Genomic DNA, 17,783 nt, shown 5'->3' on the forward strand with positions numbered 1-17,783 from the left:
GGATCAGCGATTTTCGATTGCGCAAATCATTCATCTCCCTTTTTCATGTAAAATGGGACTCATCGTTAGAATCTTTCAACCCTTCACTGCGCCAATCATAATCCCGGAAATAAAGTACCGTTGAAGCCAAGGATATACGAGTAAAATCGGAATCGTCGCAAACATAATGCTTGCCGCTTTCAGACTCTCGGGAATCGGAGCCAAAGCGTTCATCCCTTCCGTTGCCGTCGCATCGCTCATTTGATTGCTGATGACCAATTGGTACAGCTTCAGCTGAATCGGATATAAATCTTGATTGGTAATATAAAAGAGCGCATCCATGAACCCGTTCCAACGCCCCACCGCATAGAACAAGCTTAAAGTCGCCAATACAGGCAATGAAAGCGGTAACACGATGCGAAATAACGTTCCGAAATGCGAGCTTCCGTCAATCCGTGCAGACTCTTCCAGTTCTTCGGGAATGGAGCTGAAGAAGGACTTCAGGATGATCAGATAAAAAGCGTTAATCATGCCGGGCAGTACTAACGCCCAGATGGTGTTCGTCAGCTTTAATGATTTTACAAGCAAATATTCCGGAATTAATCCCCCGCTGAAAAACATCGTAAATACGATGATAATCAAAAAGAAGTCCCGGCCTTTCAGCTTTTTCTTCGTCAGCGGATAGGCTGCGCAAATCGTCATGATCATGCACACTACTGTAAAAACAACCACAAGTATAATTGTAAAAAATAACGAGCTGATCATCTTGGCATCCTTGAAAACCGATTCATAAGCCAGTGTGTTCCACTCTACCGGGAATACCGTCACCTTATTTGATAAAATCGCCGCGTTGGAACTTAACGAGACGGCAATCAAGTGAAGGATAGGAACAAGGCAAATAAAGGACGCCACGGTTACAAGCAGGATGATAAAGCTATCGATAATCTTGTCGCTTGCACTAACTCTCATTTGACGCCCTCCTTACCAAATGCCTTGGTCGGTCACTTTTTTGGAAATATAGTTTGATGACAACAGGAAGATCAGTCCGACGACAGCCTGGAATAATCCAATGGCCGTAGCGATTGTAAAACGGGCTGAATTTATCCCGACCTTATAAACGAAGGTACTTATAACATCCGACACGTCAGTAACTAACGGATTTCCCAGAACATAGGGACGTTCAAAACCGATGCTCGCCATGTGCCCAATATTGATGATTAGCAAAATCATTATCGTTGGTTTGATTCCGGGAAGCGTGATGTTCCATATCTTAAGCAGACGCCCTGCTCCATCCACCTCCGCGGCTTCATATAACTCTTTATTAATGCCCGCTAAAGCCGCCAAATAAATGATGGTTCCCCAACCGGCATTTTGCCACACGCCTGATCCCACATAAGTGATCACCCAATAGACGGGGTCCGTCAGAAATGGAATCGCTTTCAAACCTGAGGACTTCAATAATATGTTTACCAGCCCTGTATTCGTGGAAAGCAGCTGATAAACCATCCCCCCGATAATGACCCATGAGATAAAATGTGGCAGATATAAGATCGTTTGTGCACCCTTTTTAAACCATTTGATGCGAATTTCGTTCAATAACACAGCCAAAACGATAGGTGCCGGGAAGGATACTAACAGATCCAATAGATTAAGCAGCACCGTGTTTCGTAGCACCTTGTAGAAATCCTTCATAAGAAATATTTCCCGAAAAGCATCCAGGCCTACCCAAGGACTCTTCCATACTCCCTGGAACATATTAAATTCTTTGAAAGCGATCGTTACCCCATACATTGGGATGTACTTGAAGATTAGGAAATACAGCATGGGCAAAAATAGCAGCGCGTACAACTGCCAATCCTGACTCGCGATAAACCTTTTGCTTTTCTTCAAGACTGACGAGCGAATAGTGTACTGAGCGACCAGCGTCTTATCCATTGCAGGTTCGTTACCAGGCATATGATCCCTCCTTTGCGTCATTGTCTTCCCACAATAATCCAAGTTTGGACAACGTTCAATTAACATGAATCGCCGCTTATCGAAATGTAAGAAAAGTGATTTTTCCTAAGTCCTAACCTTTTCTCACACCTTAACATTTCCGAATAAATGGGTGAAAGCGCTTGCTATTTTCTGTTTTAACGTGTCCAATCCGCTTATCCCTTGCTATTTACCTCCGTTTTTTTACGAAAGTCCCCTGGTGGAATGCCGAGCGCATTTTTGAAAGCCCGGTGAAAGGAAATGACATGAACATAGCCAACCCGTTCAGCAATCGTTTGTACCGGTAAATCGGTCATCAGGAGTAATCTTTGAGCTTCCTCCAAACGAATCCGCACCAAATAATCAATAAATTTCTCCCCAAACTCCTCTTTAAACAGCTTGCTTAAATACCGGGGATTCATTTCAAAATGGTCGCTTATCCTGTTTAAGGATAAATCGCAGTCGTAATAATTCGTTTCGATATACACTTTGACTTGGCAGATGAGTTCATGATTGTTCCTTGCGTAGCGGGCTGCTCGCACTCGGGGCTCAAGCTCGGAAAGCAGCATAACCAACCGTTCATGCCATTCTTCCAGCTTTTCAGAATGCTCCACCAAGGCTTCAAGCACCGGCTTATACTCCGTGGTCCACAGTTCCTGTGCCTCTCCGGTCATTTCCATGAGCTCTTTATTCAAATGATAAATCAAATAATTGGAAATATGGTTGATATCCCCTTGGGAGAACCGGCCCTTCTTTAGCGCATGAAAAAGCGAAATCATATGCGTCTGCCATTGCCCGTCGTCCGTCCGGAACGATTTGACGATGGTGCGAACCGATTGCAGATGAGGGAAAATCCGGCCTTCCGTTTTGGCATGTACATCTCTGCTTCCAATCAGTGAACCTAAGCCAAAAACCGGCTTGTAAGACAAATGTTTTTTGGCTTCCGCATAGCTTTGGGGTATGCCTCCAAGTGTCTGGGTCTCCGGCCCGATGCCAACGGACACCGTAAATTCAAGATTGGCCAGAATCCAATCCTGCAGTTTTTTCATGAAATCATAGACCTTATCGCCGTCATGTTCCTGGCTATCATTCAAGTAAAACATGACAGCCATTTGCTGTGGCTCCACCCATTCATTCCAAACAAAGATCCCTTCGTTCTGGGCAACCTCCTGAAGAACATTGCTAACGACAAATTTAAGCAAATACTGGTCACTCGAGCTATAGTCACTGATAAAATGAGCATAGCGATCGATTTCCATCACCGCCACCGCCAGTCTATCGAACTGGGAGGGGAGCTGTAATCTCGTTGTTTCTTTCCTCCACTCCGTTTCGTTCATCAGCCTATGGCCTTCCAACCAATCGACCAGCACTTGCCTTCTACGAATCAGTAGATCATCTTTATGCAGTTTTTCGTACTGGCTCGTCCTTTCCAACAAGTTATCGATGGCCAATTCGATAAATTTCAGCTCGTTGACCCCTGCCAGCTCACTGCTTTTTCGTTTCGTGTAATCATTGATCCTTACCGCGATAGACTGAATAGGCTTGTAATGTCGGTGGGTAATAAATGTAAACCAAAACACGCCTATGATGATCGTCGCTATGCCCACTATGATCCAAAGATCACTAAATTGGGACATCAACGATAATTTCTGATCTCTTTGTCCGCCTGGCATATACAGCCACCCTGTATAGTCAGAAAAAATTCGTTCCCTCTTTAGCTCTTGTACGGAAGTGCTTTGGCTCTGCAGCGCCATGTTTCGATCAAAAGGCTCCAGGTTAGCAGTAAGCAATCGAATGAAACCGGCATCGTATCGCGTCAAATCTTTGATAAACCCAACCAATGCCCTAACGCGGATGTTTACCACGACAGCTCCCTGTTTGATATCATCTAATGGGAAAAATTTGACTAATGACACCACTTGTTCCTCACTTGAATCATGAATGAATTCGCGATAGCTTCTCGGACTCGTCCACCCAGCCGGCGCCGTCTTCGAATGATAGGCAGCAAGAAGAAAGTCACGGTCCCCAAACTGATCCAAGTCGGATAACCCGTTTCTGGATAAAATTTTTCCGGATTGCTCATTGTACATATAAATGGAGCTGGAAAAAGGCAGCAAGGAAGAGAAATCATCCAGCTTATGCGAAATGACAAAGTAATCAAAAAGCGTTTTATCACCGGTCGTATACGTATAGAAATCTTTTAACTTCTCATCTGTAAAAATTTCTTTGATCGTCATTTGTTCGGAAGCCTTCAGATTCGCGTCGACGGCCTGCATCACCTTTCTCGCAATAGAGTCATCCGTCATCGCGATTTGTTTTTGTGCGGAGTTGTTTAATATCGAGAAAAAAGAAAAGATTAAGACGGAAATGACAACGAAAAATAGAGGAGCGTAAGACAACAGCATGCGATGATACCAGCTCATTTTCATCAAAATCAGTCCTCCTGCACCTATAACTTGATTGACAACAAGCAGAATACGATACTTTTCCGCCAATTTCCATCTATTTAGCATAGTCGATTAGAGTGAAAATTGTTGTCGAATCCTGTTTGGAACACCATGGACGAGACGCAAAAAAACACCGGAAGTTGATCCGATGTTTTTACGTGAATTAACATTCTGCTGAAGTCATCTCATTTGTAAAAATCCGCTTATACTCCCCGGCTGACATCTTCTCTGCCGATTTAGGGGCGTAGTGAAACTGCAGCGACCGACGGCGTTTCGAAGAATGATTATTCGGTGTGCCATGATATAACAGGCCATGAAAGAATAAAATTCCGCCCGGCTGGAGTGGAACGGCCACGTCCTTCTCTACCGGCACGTTCGCATCACAGATTTGCCAATCTCGCACCGCGTAATGCGGTGTGGCTCCATCCATATGAGAGCGTGGGATGACGTGCATGCAGCCGTTGTCGAGTCCCGCCTCGTCGAGTGCGATCCAAACGCCAACCACCGGCTTTTTCCATGTCAAGTTGTTGTAAGCCATATCTTGGTGCCATGGCTTTTCCGCTCCCCCGAAGGGTGGCTTGAGCAAAGCCTGGTCCTGCACAAGATTAGCTTCTTCGCCCAGCAAGCGTTCTACAACGGAAAGAATAGCCGGATGATAGGCGATCGATCGCAGCGACTCATCAAACTCCACGAAGTTGAAAAGCTTTCTTACCGCAAACTCTCGTTCCTCATCGGTCTTTAGCTCACTCTGCGGTTTGGTGAATTGCAGCTTAACCTTCGTATCACGGTTATGAATATTTTCCATAACAGCAGCAATCGACTGCCCAACTTCTTGGTCCGTTAATATTTGCTCTATGGCAATGAATCCAGCTTTCTTATACTGTTTGACTTGCTCGTCCGTAAAATCATTGATCGAAGCTAATGGCTGATGCACATTGTCAAACCGGTACATACGTTGGTTAATGTCTTCTGAATTTTGTACATTTGTACTCATTGAAACCCTCCTTCAAGAGTGATAAATCTACATCCATTACCCTAACAATACCGTTTTTCTTCTTGAATGAAAATGGACCTAGGAGCGACTTTTTTGTACAAATCTGCATGCATCAGACATTCATAAATTCGTTGCTAACAGCCTGTGCTTATGATTAAATGGAAACCAAACGTCACTTGAAGGAGGGTTTGCGATGATCACTTTCATTTACAATGGCTCCGTTGGAAAATCTCGTTGTGAGCCAGGTTGGGAATGGTCTCGTCTAACCCCCATGCCCGATTACGACCTATGGTATGCCATAGAAGGAAAAGGGCAAATGACAATCAACGGAGTCAGCTACCCGATCGCTAAAGGCTCCTGCTTCTTAATCCGGCCTGGCGATCAAGTGAAGGCCACTCAGGAACTCGAACATCGACTAACCGTCATTTTCATCCATTTTATCATCCAACCGGGTCTGGAAGTTGAGCTTCCCGAAAGACATGTGCGATTAGAGGACACGATTGTACCGGAAACATGCCTGCAGCGCATTGTTGAACTGCAGCTTCGGGAGGAAGACCAGCAGCAAGAAGAATTCGACCTGCTCGTGCGTCTTGTTCTACTGCATATGCTGCGCCAGCAAAAAAGCGGTGCTTCGTCGCCGGTCTCCCATATGCACAAACAGCTCATCCACAAAGTAATGGATGAGCTCCGCGACCAAATCGGCGAGAAGGCCATCACCGTAGCGAGCCTCGCCGAAAACGTCAATGTTTCTCCGCGCTATTTGAGCCAACTGTTCATGAAATACACTGGGTTTTCCTTAAGGGAGTACATAACCCGAGTCCGCATGGATCGGGCGCGATTTCTCCTGTCCGAGACCTCGATGAATATTACCGAGGTTGCAAGCGCACTCGGTTTCACCGACGTTTACCATTTCAGCAAAATGTTCAAGTCTCACAATGGCGCGCCTCCGTCCAGTTTTCGCTATAAAGGGCGGCCGGCGAAAAGTAATTATGGGGATTTAAAGATTCGGCAGGATATTGATTTTGTTGAATGACTGTGTTCCAAGCTCTCGTCCGTCACTGTTCCTGCTAGCAGCAGAATCGGCGTATTTGACAAGTAGTCAGTCTCATTCACGGTAAGAAAACATCGAAGCCTCCTACTGCGGAGACTTAATTAGCGGGCCCCCGCCTAACTGCTCACTCCAAGGGAACTAGCGTCCTCTATTTGAAGAAAAACGAGCATTTTCCTCGCCGAGCGGAACTACAGGCCCTTATTTGTTTCCACGGCGCCTTTTTCAGGTCAAATTGGTAAAATAGCGGACCGTAGTTCCCCTTCACGTGGAAAATGTGCTTTATCCAGGCGATAGCGGACTGTAGTTCCCTTCCAGCTGATAAAAACCAAAAAAAGCCCTCCCCAGTAGAAATAATCTACTTGAGTGAGAGCTCCTCGCGATAATCGACATAATCCTATGCCCCGCTTTTCACCGAAAAACTGAATCTGCGCAGCACTTCGCTTTGCTTATAATAAGACTCGACGCTTGCGCCTTCCTCAGGAGGACTTCATCCGTAACGCCGCACACGCAGATCGGCCTGTTCCTTATGGCCCATGAAGTTCTCAATGTCACACAGCCTGGAGACATATTCGCCAACCAGTTTGCTGGCGTCCTTCGTACAGCGTTGATACGTGCACGTTTTCAAAAATTTGCCCACCCAAAGCCCGCCCGTATATCTGGCAGCCCCTTTGGTCGGCAACGTATGATTCGTGCCAATGGCTTTATCCCCATAAGCCACATTCGTTTCGGGACCGAGAAATAATGCTCCGAAGTTTGTCATATTCGCCAAGAAGTAGTCCGGCTGTTCCGTCAGTACCTCCACATGCTCGTAAGCGAGCTTATCAGCTTCGATGAGCGCTTCCTCTATGCTGTCAACGACCAGCACGGTACCGTAATCCCGCCATGCGACACCTGCGATGTCTGCTGTAGGGAGTACCTGAAGCTGCCGTTCGATCTCAAGCAGCGTCTCCCTGGCTAGTGACTCGGAAGTCGTGATCAAGGCAGCCGGCGACGTAGGGCCATGCTCCGCCTGACCAAGCAAATCCACGGCGACCATTTCCGCATCCGCCGTATGGTCGGCGATGACGAGAACTTCCGTCGGACCGGCAATCAGGTCGATGCCGACTTTCCCGAACAACTGGCGTTTGGCTTCAGCCACGTAAGCATTCCCAGGTCCTACAAGCATATCGACGGGGCGAATCGTTTCTGTCCCGAGAGCCATTGCCGCCATAGCCTGAATCCCGCCAAGGACGTAGATTTCGTCGGCTCCGGCGAATGCCATCGCGCAAATCGTTGCTGCCGGTATTTCGCCTTTAATCGGCGGCGTGCAAGCAATAACTCGCTTGACTCCGGCAACTTTAGCTGTGAGGATACTCATATGCGCAGAAGCAACCATGGGATAACGGCCGCCAGGAACATAACAGCCCACGCTGGCAACAGGAATATGTTTATGACCAAGAATTACGCCGGGCAAGGTTTCTACTTCCAGGTCCTGCATCGTTGCTAATTGTTTTTCGGCAAAATTTCGAATTTGCTGCTGTGCGAATCGAATATCTTCTTGCACTTGCTCTGGTACACGAGCGATGATGTCCCCAATTTGCTCCTCACTCAATCGGAAATGCTCAGGCGACCAATGATCGAACTTTTCCGATATGGTTCGGACCGCTTCGTCTTGGCCAATCGCAATGTCCTGAATAACTTCTTTCACGGTACGGTAGACAGCCTCTTCACTCGCGATATAAGATGTCTGGCCGACATCCCCTTTTTTCAAATAAATACCCACGCCGCTCTCCTCCATGTTTCGAATTCAATTGAATGTCAAGCTGTTACTTGCCTTCCCACAGGTTAGGCGTGATTACGTATTCAGGTACTTGTGAAAATGCTTGCGCCAGCTCATGCAGTGTCTTCTCACGGATGGCAGGCGTGTTCAACAGCGCAATATTTGCATTAACCTGCTCCGGCGTTTCAGCGCCAAAGACGATGCTCGCAATACCAGGCATGTAGTGAATGTAGGAAAAAGCAAATTCAGCCACAGACATGCCTTCCTGCTCAGCGAAGTCCTGCAACCGAGCAAGCCATGGCTCTGCCGGCTTCAGCCGATCTTGCAGCGCCTCCGGCTTCATGAAGAACAAGCCTTGCAAATAAATGCTTCTTGCAAACAGCTTTTTATTCGAGCGAATGAGCTGGTCGAAGGTCCCGTTCGCAAACATTCGGCGATCCATGACATTGATGGGCACCTGGACAAGCTGGTAACAATCATCCTGCAGTTCCCGCCAATTCTCCGCGAATTCCTGCGCATCAAAGGAAAGCAGTGAAGCACCGATGGTGCCGATATTCCCCCGCTTGACCTGCCTCAACAGCAGCTCTGTCACTTGGCGGCCGAATTGGCCCAGCACATTCGGCCGATGCAGCAGCACAGCAGGCAGACAATCCACCTGAAGGCGCTCCATGGAACGGTTCACACTGTCTTCGATTTGCGCTTCCAAGTCGGACAACGTTGTTTCACGATTTACTTGTAAAGTGAACTTCGTGATGATCGTGGCTGCACGCGTTTGCTGTTGAAAATAACGGCCGAGCACCTGCTCCGCACTCCCGTAGGCACTCGCTGTGTCGAGGCAAGTAATGCCTCCGTTCATGGCAGCATTCAAAATGCGACCCGCCATTTCCTCATCCGGCTGCCCCAGCCGGTTCGCAATGCCATAGGGCATGCCCAATTGGACGGTGCCCAGCGTCAACGGAGAGATTGCAGCCGTCCACTGTTCATTGTCGGTTCGAATAAGACTCATCTCTCTTTCTCCTAGGCGATGTTTCCTATTATTCACGTTTACGAATCCGTTTCGCATAAGGCGGACGCCCAAAAGCTTCCACAGGCAAGTCCCCCTGCGGATGGTACCCGTATTCGTCTTTTCCTCTCATCATATACATTTCAAAATCAGGATAGGTTTGCGGATCCCACTGCACCATCGTCTTGGAGTAGCGAATAACGAAGCCGATGCGCCAGCGATCGGAAATGTTAGGACCTGAACCGTGTATGAGCGTATCGACATGCATGGAAATACCGCCTGCGGGAATGATCATCGAGACCGCGTCCTTTTCGCTGAAGGTCCCCTGATCGAGTTCGAAGGACAAAATCGCGTCATCGCCGGCAATTTTATGCTGAATCACGCCTGCTGTATGCGTCCCCGGGATCACTTTCATAGCTCCGTTAGCCTCATCTACATCTGTGAAAGCCAGCCACACCGTGACGGTGTTGTTTAGCGCCGTAGACCAATAATAGGAGTCCTGATGCCACGGCACCACTTTGTCCGAATGAGGAGATTTTGTAATAAACTCGCTCGCTGCCAAATAAAAGTCGCTGCCCAACACGCCTTCAACATAATGGATAATCTGCGGATGAGCACAAATGTCATACAGCCACCGGCACGTCTTATGCCAACCCATGATGTCCGACGGATTTTCGTCCCCCTGCAATAAAGCCGTTAGCTGCTCATAACCCTGTTGCAGTTCCTTCACTTCTTCGCTTGAAAAAACAACGGGAAGCCCTAATAAATACCCGTGATCTTCATAGAATTTCTGCTGCTCGGCGGTTAATTGACTCAATCCCATCCGAAGCACTCCCTTCTCCCAGGAAAAATGAACGGTCCCCCGTCAGTGACAACGCACTCTCACCGATTTGCCGCTAGCATAGGAGTGGTTTAGCGCCTCTGCTACATAAAGCGGATCCATACCATCCGCCAGTGAGCATATTGGCTCCACGCCTGCTTTTAGAATATGAACAAGGTGGTCAACCGCATTTTGCATATTGCTCGATTTACTGAGCATGCCCGTCTCCGTTCGTTCATGCACCAACTGCCTGATTCCCGGTTGCACGGGATGCGGTTCGGTCGTGGAATAGCGGATTTCATCTCCGCCTTTGACCATCTCGATCACCCCTTTTTCCAAATACAGCACAATGTCAAAAAGGTTATAAAGCCGGTCATCGAACGCCTCCGCATACCCTGTAATTGAACCTCCATCTGCCGTAAAAAAGAAGGAATAGGTCCAATCCTCCACAGCATCCAAGTTGGTCGCAACCCGCTCAACCACTTGCACGTGCTCGATCGCCCCGGCCAAATACCGTACCATATCGAACAGATGCGAACCTGTATTGTAGATGCCACGGCTGTATCGCAAATGGATCTTTTTCACCTTCCCGTACGTCCCGTTGCTTACGGCTTCTCGGACCTGCATCGCTCCTTCGCTCCATCTTCTGGACAAGTTGACAACGACTGTCCGATCGCTATGCTGCTTGCACAAGGACATGATCCGCTCCGCTTCCTCCACACAATTCGCAACGGGTTTTTCAAGAAAGATGAGCCTGCTGCTGGATTGCTCCAGCACGGTTTGCAGCAGTTCATACCGAACAGTAGGCGGTGTGCAAATGCTGATGAGATCCAAATGCTGCTGACTCAGCATGGCAGACAAGTCCGAATCTAAATAAAACTTCGTCTTCGGAGCAACTTTAGCCAGTTGTTCCGCCTGTGCCTGCCTTCTACCGACAGCAGCTGCCAGCTCAATCTCCGGATGCAAAAGATAGGCCATGGAATGGCTGTGCGCTCTTCCTTGAAAAGGGATGTCAAAGGTTAATCCAATTTTGCCAAGTCCGATTACGGCTGCCTGAAACACCAGGAATCCCCTCTTTCTGTCTCATCCCACCATCAACCCTTTAAAGCGCCTAAGGTAATGCCTTCCGTAAAGTACTTTTGGAAATAGAGAAAAATGATCAGCACAGGAAGCGTAGCGAACATCGCCCCGGCCATTGCAATGCCATAATTCGTTTCGAGCTCCGATATTTTCTGGGCAACCTTGATGCCTACCGGCAAGGTAAACATTTTCTCCCCGTTCAGCACGATGACTTGCCACACATAGTCGTTCCACGTGTTCACAAATGTAAAGATGGCAAGCACGCCAATGCCAGGTTTGGCAAGCGGCAGGATGATGTGCCAGAACGTCTGCCATTCGCCGGAGCCGTCGATTTTCGCAGCTTCTGTCAATTCCGTCGGCAGCGAAGCCATGAACTGCTTCAACAAGAACACACCGTACGGCCAGCCAACGACCGGCAGTAAAACTCCCCACCGTGTATTAATGAGACTGAAATCATTTAACAATTGAAATAGCGGGATGAATAACACCGTGTGCGGAATCGTCATGGCGGCGATCATCACCGTAAACAACCATTTCGAGCCTGTAAATGGGATTTTGGCTAACGCGAAAGCGGATAAGGAGCTAACCGCAATCACAAGCAATGTGGCAATTAGCGAGATGAACATGCTGTTATAGAACCAGGTGAACACCGGGCTGTTCTTGAATAGCGATGCATAATTTTGCAAAGTAGGATGAACTGGTATCCATTCTGGCGGGATTTGCAGGGCAACCTTCAGATTTTTGAAGGAGCCGCTGACCATCCAATAAAAGGGCCAGAGGAAGAACAAAGTGAGTACCCAGAGGAAAACATGGCCTCCCCACAGCGATGATTTTTTATTCGGCATCTTCGTCTCCCCCTTCCCTAGTACTCAATATCCGATTTAAGAAATTTGAACTGCACGTAGGCAATCAAGCTGATTAGGACGCACAAAACAATCCCCATCGCATTCGCAATCCCAAAATTCATGTTCACGAACGCCTGTTGATAAATCAGCATCATTATCGTCGTTGTCCGGTAGGCCGGCCCTCCACCTGTCATGATCAAAATAATCGCAAATACTTGGAAAGCACCGATTGTTCCCGTTACCACGACATATAGCAAGGTCGGCTTAAGCATTGGAAGTGTAATCTGGAGGAACATTTTCCCCGGCTTTGCACCATCCAGTGCAGCAGATTCATAATAATCCTTGGGAATTCCGCCGAGCGCAGCAGAAAAGACAACAACCGCTGACCCCACAGAGATCGTAAGCACAATTAAAGATAACGCCAGCGTCGCCGAATGGACTCCCAGCCAATTCACTGGCTGCAGACCGACTCGGCCGAGGATATAATTGCCAAGGCCAAACTGTCCATTGTAGATGTACTGCCACACTAAAGTCAGGGAGACAATTGAGGTAACGCCTGGAATATAGAAGGCGGCCTTGAAAAACGATTGCATTTTCTTCGGATAGGCATGTAATGTAACCGCTATCATCAGGGCAATCACGGTAATGGATGGAACCAGATACAAGACAAATTCCAACGTATTAAGAATAGACTTCCAAAAGAGAGGATCTGTGAAAATCGTGCGGTAATTATCGAGCCCGGTCCAATAGTACTTGGTATAATCAAAGCCGTAAAAGCTGCTTTTGATCGCTTTGAGAATGGGATACACAACAAATAGCAGAAAAAACAACAACATGGGCAGGACGAATAGCCAACCGCTGATTTCTCTGCGCAAACGGATGCTGCTGAATGTACTCGGTTTCATTGGCTGCTCCTTCCTTTTACCGCTAAGAGGATAAGGAAATGACGACAGGTGACTACAACGTGACTATAGCCATCCTGCCGCATCGTTCATCTTTTACTTATTGTATTTGGCGATGGTGTCGTTAAATTTCTTCGAAATGGTATCAATCGTTTGCTTAGGCGTCGACATACCGATAAATAGCTTTTGAATTTCAGGGAACATCGCGGCTCTCATCTCCGGATACCCTTTGATTCCCCAACCTGGGTCAATTACCGGCCATTCCTTCGTTTTCGTTGCCAGCTTGGCAAGGAACTGCAGCTCAGGGTCGCTTTCTGTCCATGCAGGCGCTTTGCCGAGCGGGTTGAAGGATTTCATGGCTGTTTGGAAAATGGTATTATCCTTCATCGTCCAATAGAGGAATTTTTTCGCCCATTCTTCTTTGACGGCATCCGCATTTTTGAACACGACTCCGAAACCGACTTCCGACTTTAACGCCGCTTGCCCTGGGGTTGTCGAAGGAAAATTGACGTACATGTACTCATGCGGTCCGCTGACGCTTCCGTCTTTCAAACCGTTTTTGATAATATCCGAGTGGGCTGCCGAGGCTACGACCATCCCGTTTTTCCGCTGCTTCCAATAGTCCAATGCGTTCGTAGAGGTCAACGTTTCCGGATGCGGTGTGACAAGCCCTTCATCAACCAACGATTTGAAGAACGTTAACGCTTTTTCCGACTCCGGGCTTTCCCCTGCCGTATATTTCGTGTAATCCGCATTAAACAATTTGACCCCGTAGCCGGAGATAATGTTGTTATAAATCTGATCGCCTTGTTCGTTCAGAGCGAACAGCGTCAGTCCGTATACGCCCTTCTCTTTGTTCGCCACGGCTTTCAATGCCGCTTTGAATTGGTCCGGCGTCCATGTCCTGTACTCATCTTGCGGAAGCAGGTTTTCAGCGCCGGCCTCTTTCCACAAGGATTTATCCAGGATCAATCCGAGCTGAGTCGAGTAGTAGGGCATCGTCACGACGGTGCCGCCTACCGAAACCATTTTCATCATATCCGCACTCTTCTTCACTTGAGCCAGATCATCTGCAGGAATAATATCCTCCAGGGAAGCTAGCGCACCCATCTGACCATAGGCCAAAGTACGTCCCGGATAGTCCAGGAAGACGTTAGGCGCCGACTTGGAAGCAATCGCTGTCGTGACTTTCTCGTTAATGCCGTCGAAAGGGATGAGCTCGATGTTGACCTTGACGTTCGGGTGAATTTTGTTCCATTCCGGAAGCAAATCCTCCTTGAACCAGTCACCGGCCTTCTGCCCCGGCTTGTAGGTACCGTTCGGCGCTGCCCAGACCGTCAGTTCAATCTTCGGATCTTCCTTCGGGGCTTGCGACGCTGCTGCTGCCGGACTCGCGCTGCCTGCGGGAGCCGTTGTCGGCGACGGTTTGCTGGAACCCCCATCTGTACTGCACCCTACGGTCGTCGCCATGAGAAGCGATACACCTGCTGCTACAAACCATGATTTAAATGAATAATTATTCATTTTACGGATCATTCCGTCGGCCCCCTTCTCCTATGTAAAGCGAATTGGATTGATATGCGGATAACGAAGTTAAGTAAGGGGAAACATCTCACGAATACTCATGGTTGAATAAGAGAGATGCCTCATTAACAAATCACTTTTTTGCGCAGCTTCCGTTAATGGCAAATGCGAATGCGTTTCGTTATAGACACGGTAAAAGCCTTCTGCGAAATTAACGCCTGCCGCCCGTCCATACTCGCCGTTGTAGGATTCGAGCAGCTTGCGGGCGAATAATCCGCTGTAGCCTTGGCTTTTGAATTCATCCATCGCTTTAATCTTCTCGCCTACAACAGAACTGATATCGATAAACACGTCATTGCGCATCCCGTACAAGCTAAGGCCATCAATTGGGCTAACCGGCAGCGAGGTTAAAAAGATTTGTTTCACTTGATATTCTGCTTGGCCGTCCAGGTTTTTCAAGAAAAGCGAAACCTTGCTTAGACCGGCAAACGCCATCTGGGTCGCGATCGTATGCGGATTATGGAAGGCCGTATTCATCGGAAAATCGCAAATCACGATATCCGGCCTTTCCTTGGACACTTCTTCCGCGATCCGATCTACGATTTCTTCATTCACAACCGAGTAGTTGTCATCATAATCAAGTAAAATGAGCTTGGATATGCCGATCGTTTGAGCGGCCCGCTCCAATTCACGCCTTTTATTCAGCGCAATTTCTTCCAGGCCCGCATGTAGAAGGCTCTCGTCGGGATTGTCTTTACGCCATTCCTCGGCGTATTTGTTGGGATGCAGCCGTCCTCCATGTGTCAAAATCAGAGCAACGACTTCATCCCCGCGCTTCGCGTGAAGCGCCAGCGTACCTCCGCAATTCGTAATCGTATCGGCGGGGTGCGCATAAATCGTCATCACTTTCATAGAGCCCTCCTTGTGTGATCAGATTGTTGAACCCCTCTGTGAATCCATCTGCACAGCGCTGTCAACATCGATAGTGTGATCTACCAACAAGGTAGCATAGGCCCTCTAACATTGCGTAGGTGAAATTCATTAGATAACCTTAAATTTCGTTAGTCTCACAAGCAAATATAAGGAATTCGACCTGTTTCTTAAAATAACAAAGGTGTATAGGCGGCTGTATGATTAACCGATTTGCCCTAAAAGCTGCTTGCGATACTGCGAAGGCGACAGTCCGGTATTGTCTTTGAACCAAATACTGAAATAGTGCGGATTCATAAATCCGACCTGCAGCGCGATATCTTTGATTTTGTTGGCCGGTTCCTCCAAAAGCCGTTTGGCGTGTTCCATGCGCACTTGCCCAACGTAGTCCGTAAACCCGACACCAACTTCCTTTTTGAATAATTGGCTGAAATAGTTGGCGTTCAGACCGATTTGCTCGACCACCGAATCAATCCCCAGTCCCACATCGCTGTATTGCTCGTTAATGATTTGCAGTGATTTGAGAATGCTTCTGCTAGGCTTTTTCTCTTCCTGAACATTCGGGCTTAAGTGTTCTCTGACAAGCGCGATGAACTGCCTGCCGTTTTTCTCCAGCGGCTGCGACAACAGCTTTTCCTGCACATCGCCGAACCAGCTTTTACTCAGTACTGCGGATTGGCCTGATTTAATGAGCAGTTTATACAAGTGATTGTAGAGCGAGGCCATTAACGCATACAGCACGTGCGGCACAAGATGGCTGGCTCTCGCATAGACAATCAGCTCTTCCATCACAGCTGAACAGTTATCGATATCACGCTGCTCCATGTAATAAAGGAGCTTATTTTCGTACGCTTCAGGGTACTGCAGCTTCCAGGCATCTCCGACGAAGAAGACATTGGTCTGTTCATCCATTCTTTCGCCAACCAGATAATTCAGCAGTGTCTTGGCTTCCTCGAACGAGGTTTTGATCAAGTTAACATGTTCATATTGATTGCCGACGAACGCATACATGTGCAGGCCAAGCCTTTCTTTCAACACGGCAATCAGCACATTGATTTTATTAAACACTTCGTCATTGGTACCGTTAAAAATTAAACAATATTGTTCGCTCGACAAATAAATGCTGATCATCTCATGCCAATTTTCGAATTCATGGATGATCGATTCCGCCCGATCCAGCATTTCTTTCTCATTACCTCCGTGTACGTGCAAGAGAACAACGCGAAACGAAGTGCTGCTGAGGCGGAAACCGAGCCGTTCTTCGAACATCTGCGCTTCCGTCTCCGTCATGCTTCCTTCGATGAGGGAACGGACCAGCTTCTCCCGCATGAGCGGCTCGCCCTCGCGAACTTTATCAATCATGTGATTGAACGCACGGCCAAGATCACCCAGTTCATCTTTATATAAAGGTTGAAATTTCAAATTCAAATTGCCCTGCTCGACATGCCGGAGCATGCGAATCATTTTGCGCATCGGCATGGAAATCGTCCTGGAGATGAAGACGGAAACAATGACCATGAGCGCAAGGGATAAGCCTAGAAAAGTAATCCATAAATTGTTGATTTGCTTCAAATCCTTAAGCAGCAAACTTTCTGGAATCGTATGAACAAACGTCCAGTTCGTCAACGGGTGCTTGGAATAAGCGACAACATAGTGATTGCTCTCTTCGGTATAATGCCCTTTCGTACCCGTCATTCGGGCGATATCAATGGGAGGATTCTCTGCTCCGCTCCCGGCGGAAAAGATAAAACCGTTAGAGTCGACGATACTGTTCGTACCTTCGTCCAGATTTGATGAGGCCAAATAATTGTTAAGAATGGTTGGAGAAATCGAAATGATGAGATAACCGAGGATTTGCAAATTATTTTTATCGTAAATCGTTTTGAACATGACAATCGATGTTTGCTTATCGCGCCATTTAATGAACGACCATAACGAATTGCTGCTGTTATTGTTGGCCATTTTGTCATACCAGCCTTGTTTGACGAACTCATCGCTAACCAAATAACTCGGCGTGAAATTCATCCCGACACCGCTGTCGTATACATTCTGATATTTATCCACCAAATAAATCGCTTCGATCCCATAAAACCTGTCAGATAACTGCCGTAATTGATCATAGATGTAATTGAAAGCCTGTATGCGATTCATCCCATTCAAATTCGATGCATTAGCGCTTAACGGTTCTTGAATATTTTCATTGTAGACGAGGAGCTGGGAAGACTTTTCAATACTTTGAATGTAGCTATCCATGCTGCCGGTGAAATACTCGATTTTTTGCAGCATCGCATTGCCTTCCCGGTCTGTCATGAATCGTTTGATAAACGTCGAAGACAGCACAGCAAAGATAATGAGCGCGATGAGTGTAACCAGTGAGAACGATAACCACAGCTTTTTTACCAATTTCAGATCGTGAAAAACCCGGAACCCATGAACAGAGCTTCTCATAACCTTCACCCCCAATAATATCTATTT

Annotated in this window: 14 protein-coding genes; 1 reads left to right on the plus strand and 13 read right to left on the minus strand. The window is 47.5% G+C overall.

Annotation, left to right across the window (positions count from 1 at the left end; genetic code table 11):
* Window positions 1-75: 75 nt before the first annotated feature.
* From ACKTT9_RS31260 to ACKTT9_RS31275, 4 genes are all read right to left on the minus strand, one after another.
* A complete protein-coding gene (locus tag ACKTT9_RS31260) occupies window positions 76-948 on the minus strand; it encodes a carbohydrate ABC transporter permease (protein WP_407869081.1) in 873 nt (290 codons plus the stop codon).
* Between the two features lie 12 nt (window positions 949-960).
* Complete coding sequence (locus tag ACKTT9_RS31265; RefSeq protein ID WP_407873153.1) at window positions 961-1,803, minus strand: ABC transporter permease; 843 nt, start codon at window positions 1,801-1,803, stop codon at window positions 961-963.
* Window positions 1,804-2,129: 326 nt separating this feature from the next.
* On the minus strand, window positions 2,130-4,382 hold the full coding sequence (locus ACKTT9_RS31270; protein ID WP_407869082.1) for a helix-turn-helix domain-containing protein: 2,253 nt from the start codon (window positions 4,380-4,382) through the stop codon (window positions 2,130-2,132).
* Window positions 4,383-4,563: 181 nt separating this feature from the next.
* Entirely contained in the window at window positions 4,564-5,394 is an 831-nt protein-coding gene (locus ACKTT9_RS31275; RefSeq protein WP_407869083.1) for a phytanoyl-CoA dioxygenase family protein, read from the minus strand.
* A gap of 193 nt (window positions 5,395-5,587) precedes the next feature.
* Between ACKTT9_RS31275 and ACKTT9_RS31280 the strand changes: the two genes are divergently transcribed.
* Window positions 5,588-6,427, plus strand: coding sequence for an AraC family transcriptional regulator (locus ACKTT9_RS31280; protein ID WP_407869084.1), 840 nt, complete (start codon window positions 5,588-5,590; stop codon window positions 6,425-6,427).
* Window positions 6,428-6,932: 505 nt separating this feature from the next.
* On the opposite strand, the gene hisD is transcribed toward ACKTT9_RS31280, so the two are convergent.
* The 9 genes from hisD to ACKTT9_RS31325 all read right to left on the minus strand — a co-directional run bounded on the left by hisD (window position 6,933) and on the right by ACKTT9_RS31325 (window position 17,756).
* Entirely contained in the window at window positions 6,933-8,207 is a 1,275-nt protein-coding gene (gene hisD, locus ACKTT9_RS31285; RefSeq protein WP_407869085.1) for a histidinol dehydrogenase, read from the minus strand.
* A 43-nt stretch (window positions 8,208-8,250) separates the two neighbouring features.
* On the minus strand, window positions 8,251-9,210 hold the full coding sequence (locus tag ACKTT9_RS31290) for an aldo/keto reductase (protein ID WP_407869086.1): 960 nt from the start codon (window positions 9,208-9,210) through the stop codon (window positions 8,251-8,253).
* A gap of 28 nt (window positions 9,211-9,238) precedes the next feature.
* Window positions 9,239-10,030, minus strand: a complete 792-nt coding sequence (locus ACKTT9_RS31295) for a phytanoyl-CoA dioxygenase family protein (RefSeq protein WP_407869087.1) — start codon at window positions 10,028-10,030, stop codon at window positions 9,239-9,241.
* Window positions 10,031-10,072: 42 nt separating this feature from the next.
* A complete protein-coding gene (locus ACKTT9_RS31300) occupies window positions 10,073-11,089 on the minus strand; it encodes a Gfo/Idh/MocA family protein (protein ID WP_407869088.1) in 1,017 nt (338 codons plus the stop codon).
* 32 nt (window positions 11,090-11,121) lie between these two features.
* Entirely contained in the window at window positions 11,122-11,952 is an 831-nt protein-coding gene (locus tag ACKTT9_RS31305; protein ID WP_407869089.1) for a carbohydrate ABC transporter permease, read from the minus strand.
* 17 nt (window positions 11,953-11,969) lie between these two features.
* Entirely contained in the window at window positions 11,970-12,857 is an 888-nt protein-coding gene (locus ACKTT9_RS31310; RefSeq protein ID WP_407869090.1) for a carbohydrate ABC transporter permease, read from the minus strand.
* 93 nt (window positions 12,858-12,950) lie between these two features.
* Window positions 12,951-14,390: an extracellular solute-binding protein gene (locus ACKTT9_RS31315; protein ID WP_407869091.1), complete on the minus strand. Its 1,440-nt coding sequence runs from the start codon at window positions 14,388-14,390 to the stop codon at window positions 12,951-12,953.
* Window positions 14,391-14,447: 57 nt separating this feature from the next.
* Complete coding sequence (locus ACKTT9_RS31320) at window positions 14,448-15,290, minus strand: PIG-L deacetylase family protein (RefSeq protein ID WP_157319100.1); 843 nt, start codon at window positions 15,288-15,290, stop codon at window positions 14,448-14,450.
* A gap of 222 nt (window positions 15,291-15,512) precedes the next feature.
* On the minus strand, window positions 15,513-17,756 hold the full coding sequence (locus ACKTT9_RS31325; protein WP_407869092.1) for a helix-turn-helix domain-containing protein: 2,244 nt from the start codon (window positions 17,754-17,756) through the stop codon (window positions 15,513-15,515).
* Window positions 17,757-17,783 lie beyond the last annotated feature (27 nt).

Origin of the sequence: Paenibacillus sp. P36, assembly GCF_045866505.1 — a bacterium.
In the GTDB taxonomy this organism is placed as follows: domain Bacteria; phylum Bacillota; class Bacilli; order Paenibacillales; family NBRC-103111; genus Paenibacillus_E; species Paenibacillus_E chondroitinus.

Excerpts from the sequence above, each read along its gene's own strand:
- ACKTT9_RS31275 (WP_407869083.1), bottom strand. The coding sequence starts at position 5,394 with ATGAGTACAAATGTACAAAATTCAGAAGACATTAACCAACGTATGTAC.
- ACKTT9_RS31260 (WP_407869081.1), bottom strand. The coding sequence starts at position 948 with ATGAGAGTTAGTGCAAGCGACAAGATTATCGATAGCTTTATCATCCTG.
- ACKTT9_RS31265 (WP_407873153.1), bottom strand. The coding sequence starts at position 1,803 with ATGCTGTATTTCCTAATCTTCAAGTACATCCCAATGTATGGGGTAACG.
- ACKTT9_RS31270 (WP_407869082.1), bottom strand. The coding sequence starts at position 4,382 with ATGAAAATGAGCTGGTATCATCGCATGCTGTTGTCTTACGCTCCTCTA.
- ACKTT9_RS31320 (WP_157319100.1), bottom strand. The coding sequence starts at position 15,290 with ATGAAAGTGATGACGATTTATGCGCACCCCGCCGATACGATTACGAAT.
- ACKTT9_RS31295 (WP_407869087.1), bottom strand. The coding sequence starts at position 10,030 with ATGGGATTGAGTCAATTAACCGCCGAGCAGCAGAAATTCTATGAAGAT.
- ACKTT9_RS31325 (WP_407869092.1), bottom strand. The coding sequence starts at position 17,756 with ATGAGAAGCTCTGTTCATGGGTTCCGGGTTTTTCACGATCTGAAATTG.
- ACKTT9_RS31305 (WP_407869089.1), bottom strand. The coding sequence starts at position 11,952 with ATGCCGAATAAAAAATCATCGCTGTGGGGAGGCCATGTTTTCCTCTGG.
- ACKTT9_RS31310 (WP_407869090.1), bottom strand. The coding sequence starts at position 12,857 with ATGAAACCGAGTACATTCAGCAGCATCCGTTTGCGCAGAGAAATCAGC.
- ACKTT9_RS31290 (WP_407869086.1), bottom strand. The coding sequence starts at position 9,210 with ATGAGTCTTATTCGAACCGACAATGAACAGTGGACGGCTGCAATCTCT.
- ACKTT9_RS31315 (WP_407869091.1), bottom strand. The coding sequence starts at position 14,390 with ATGATCCGTAAAATGAATAATTATTCATTTAAATCATGGTTTGTAGCA.
- ACKTT9_RS31280 (WP_407869084.1), top strand. The coding sequence starts at position 5,588 with ATGATCACTTTCATTTACAATGGCTCCGTTGGAAAATCTCGTTGTGAG.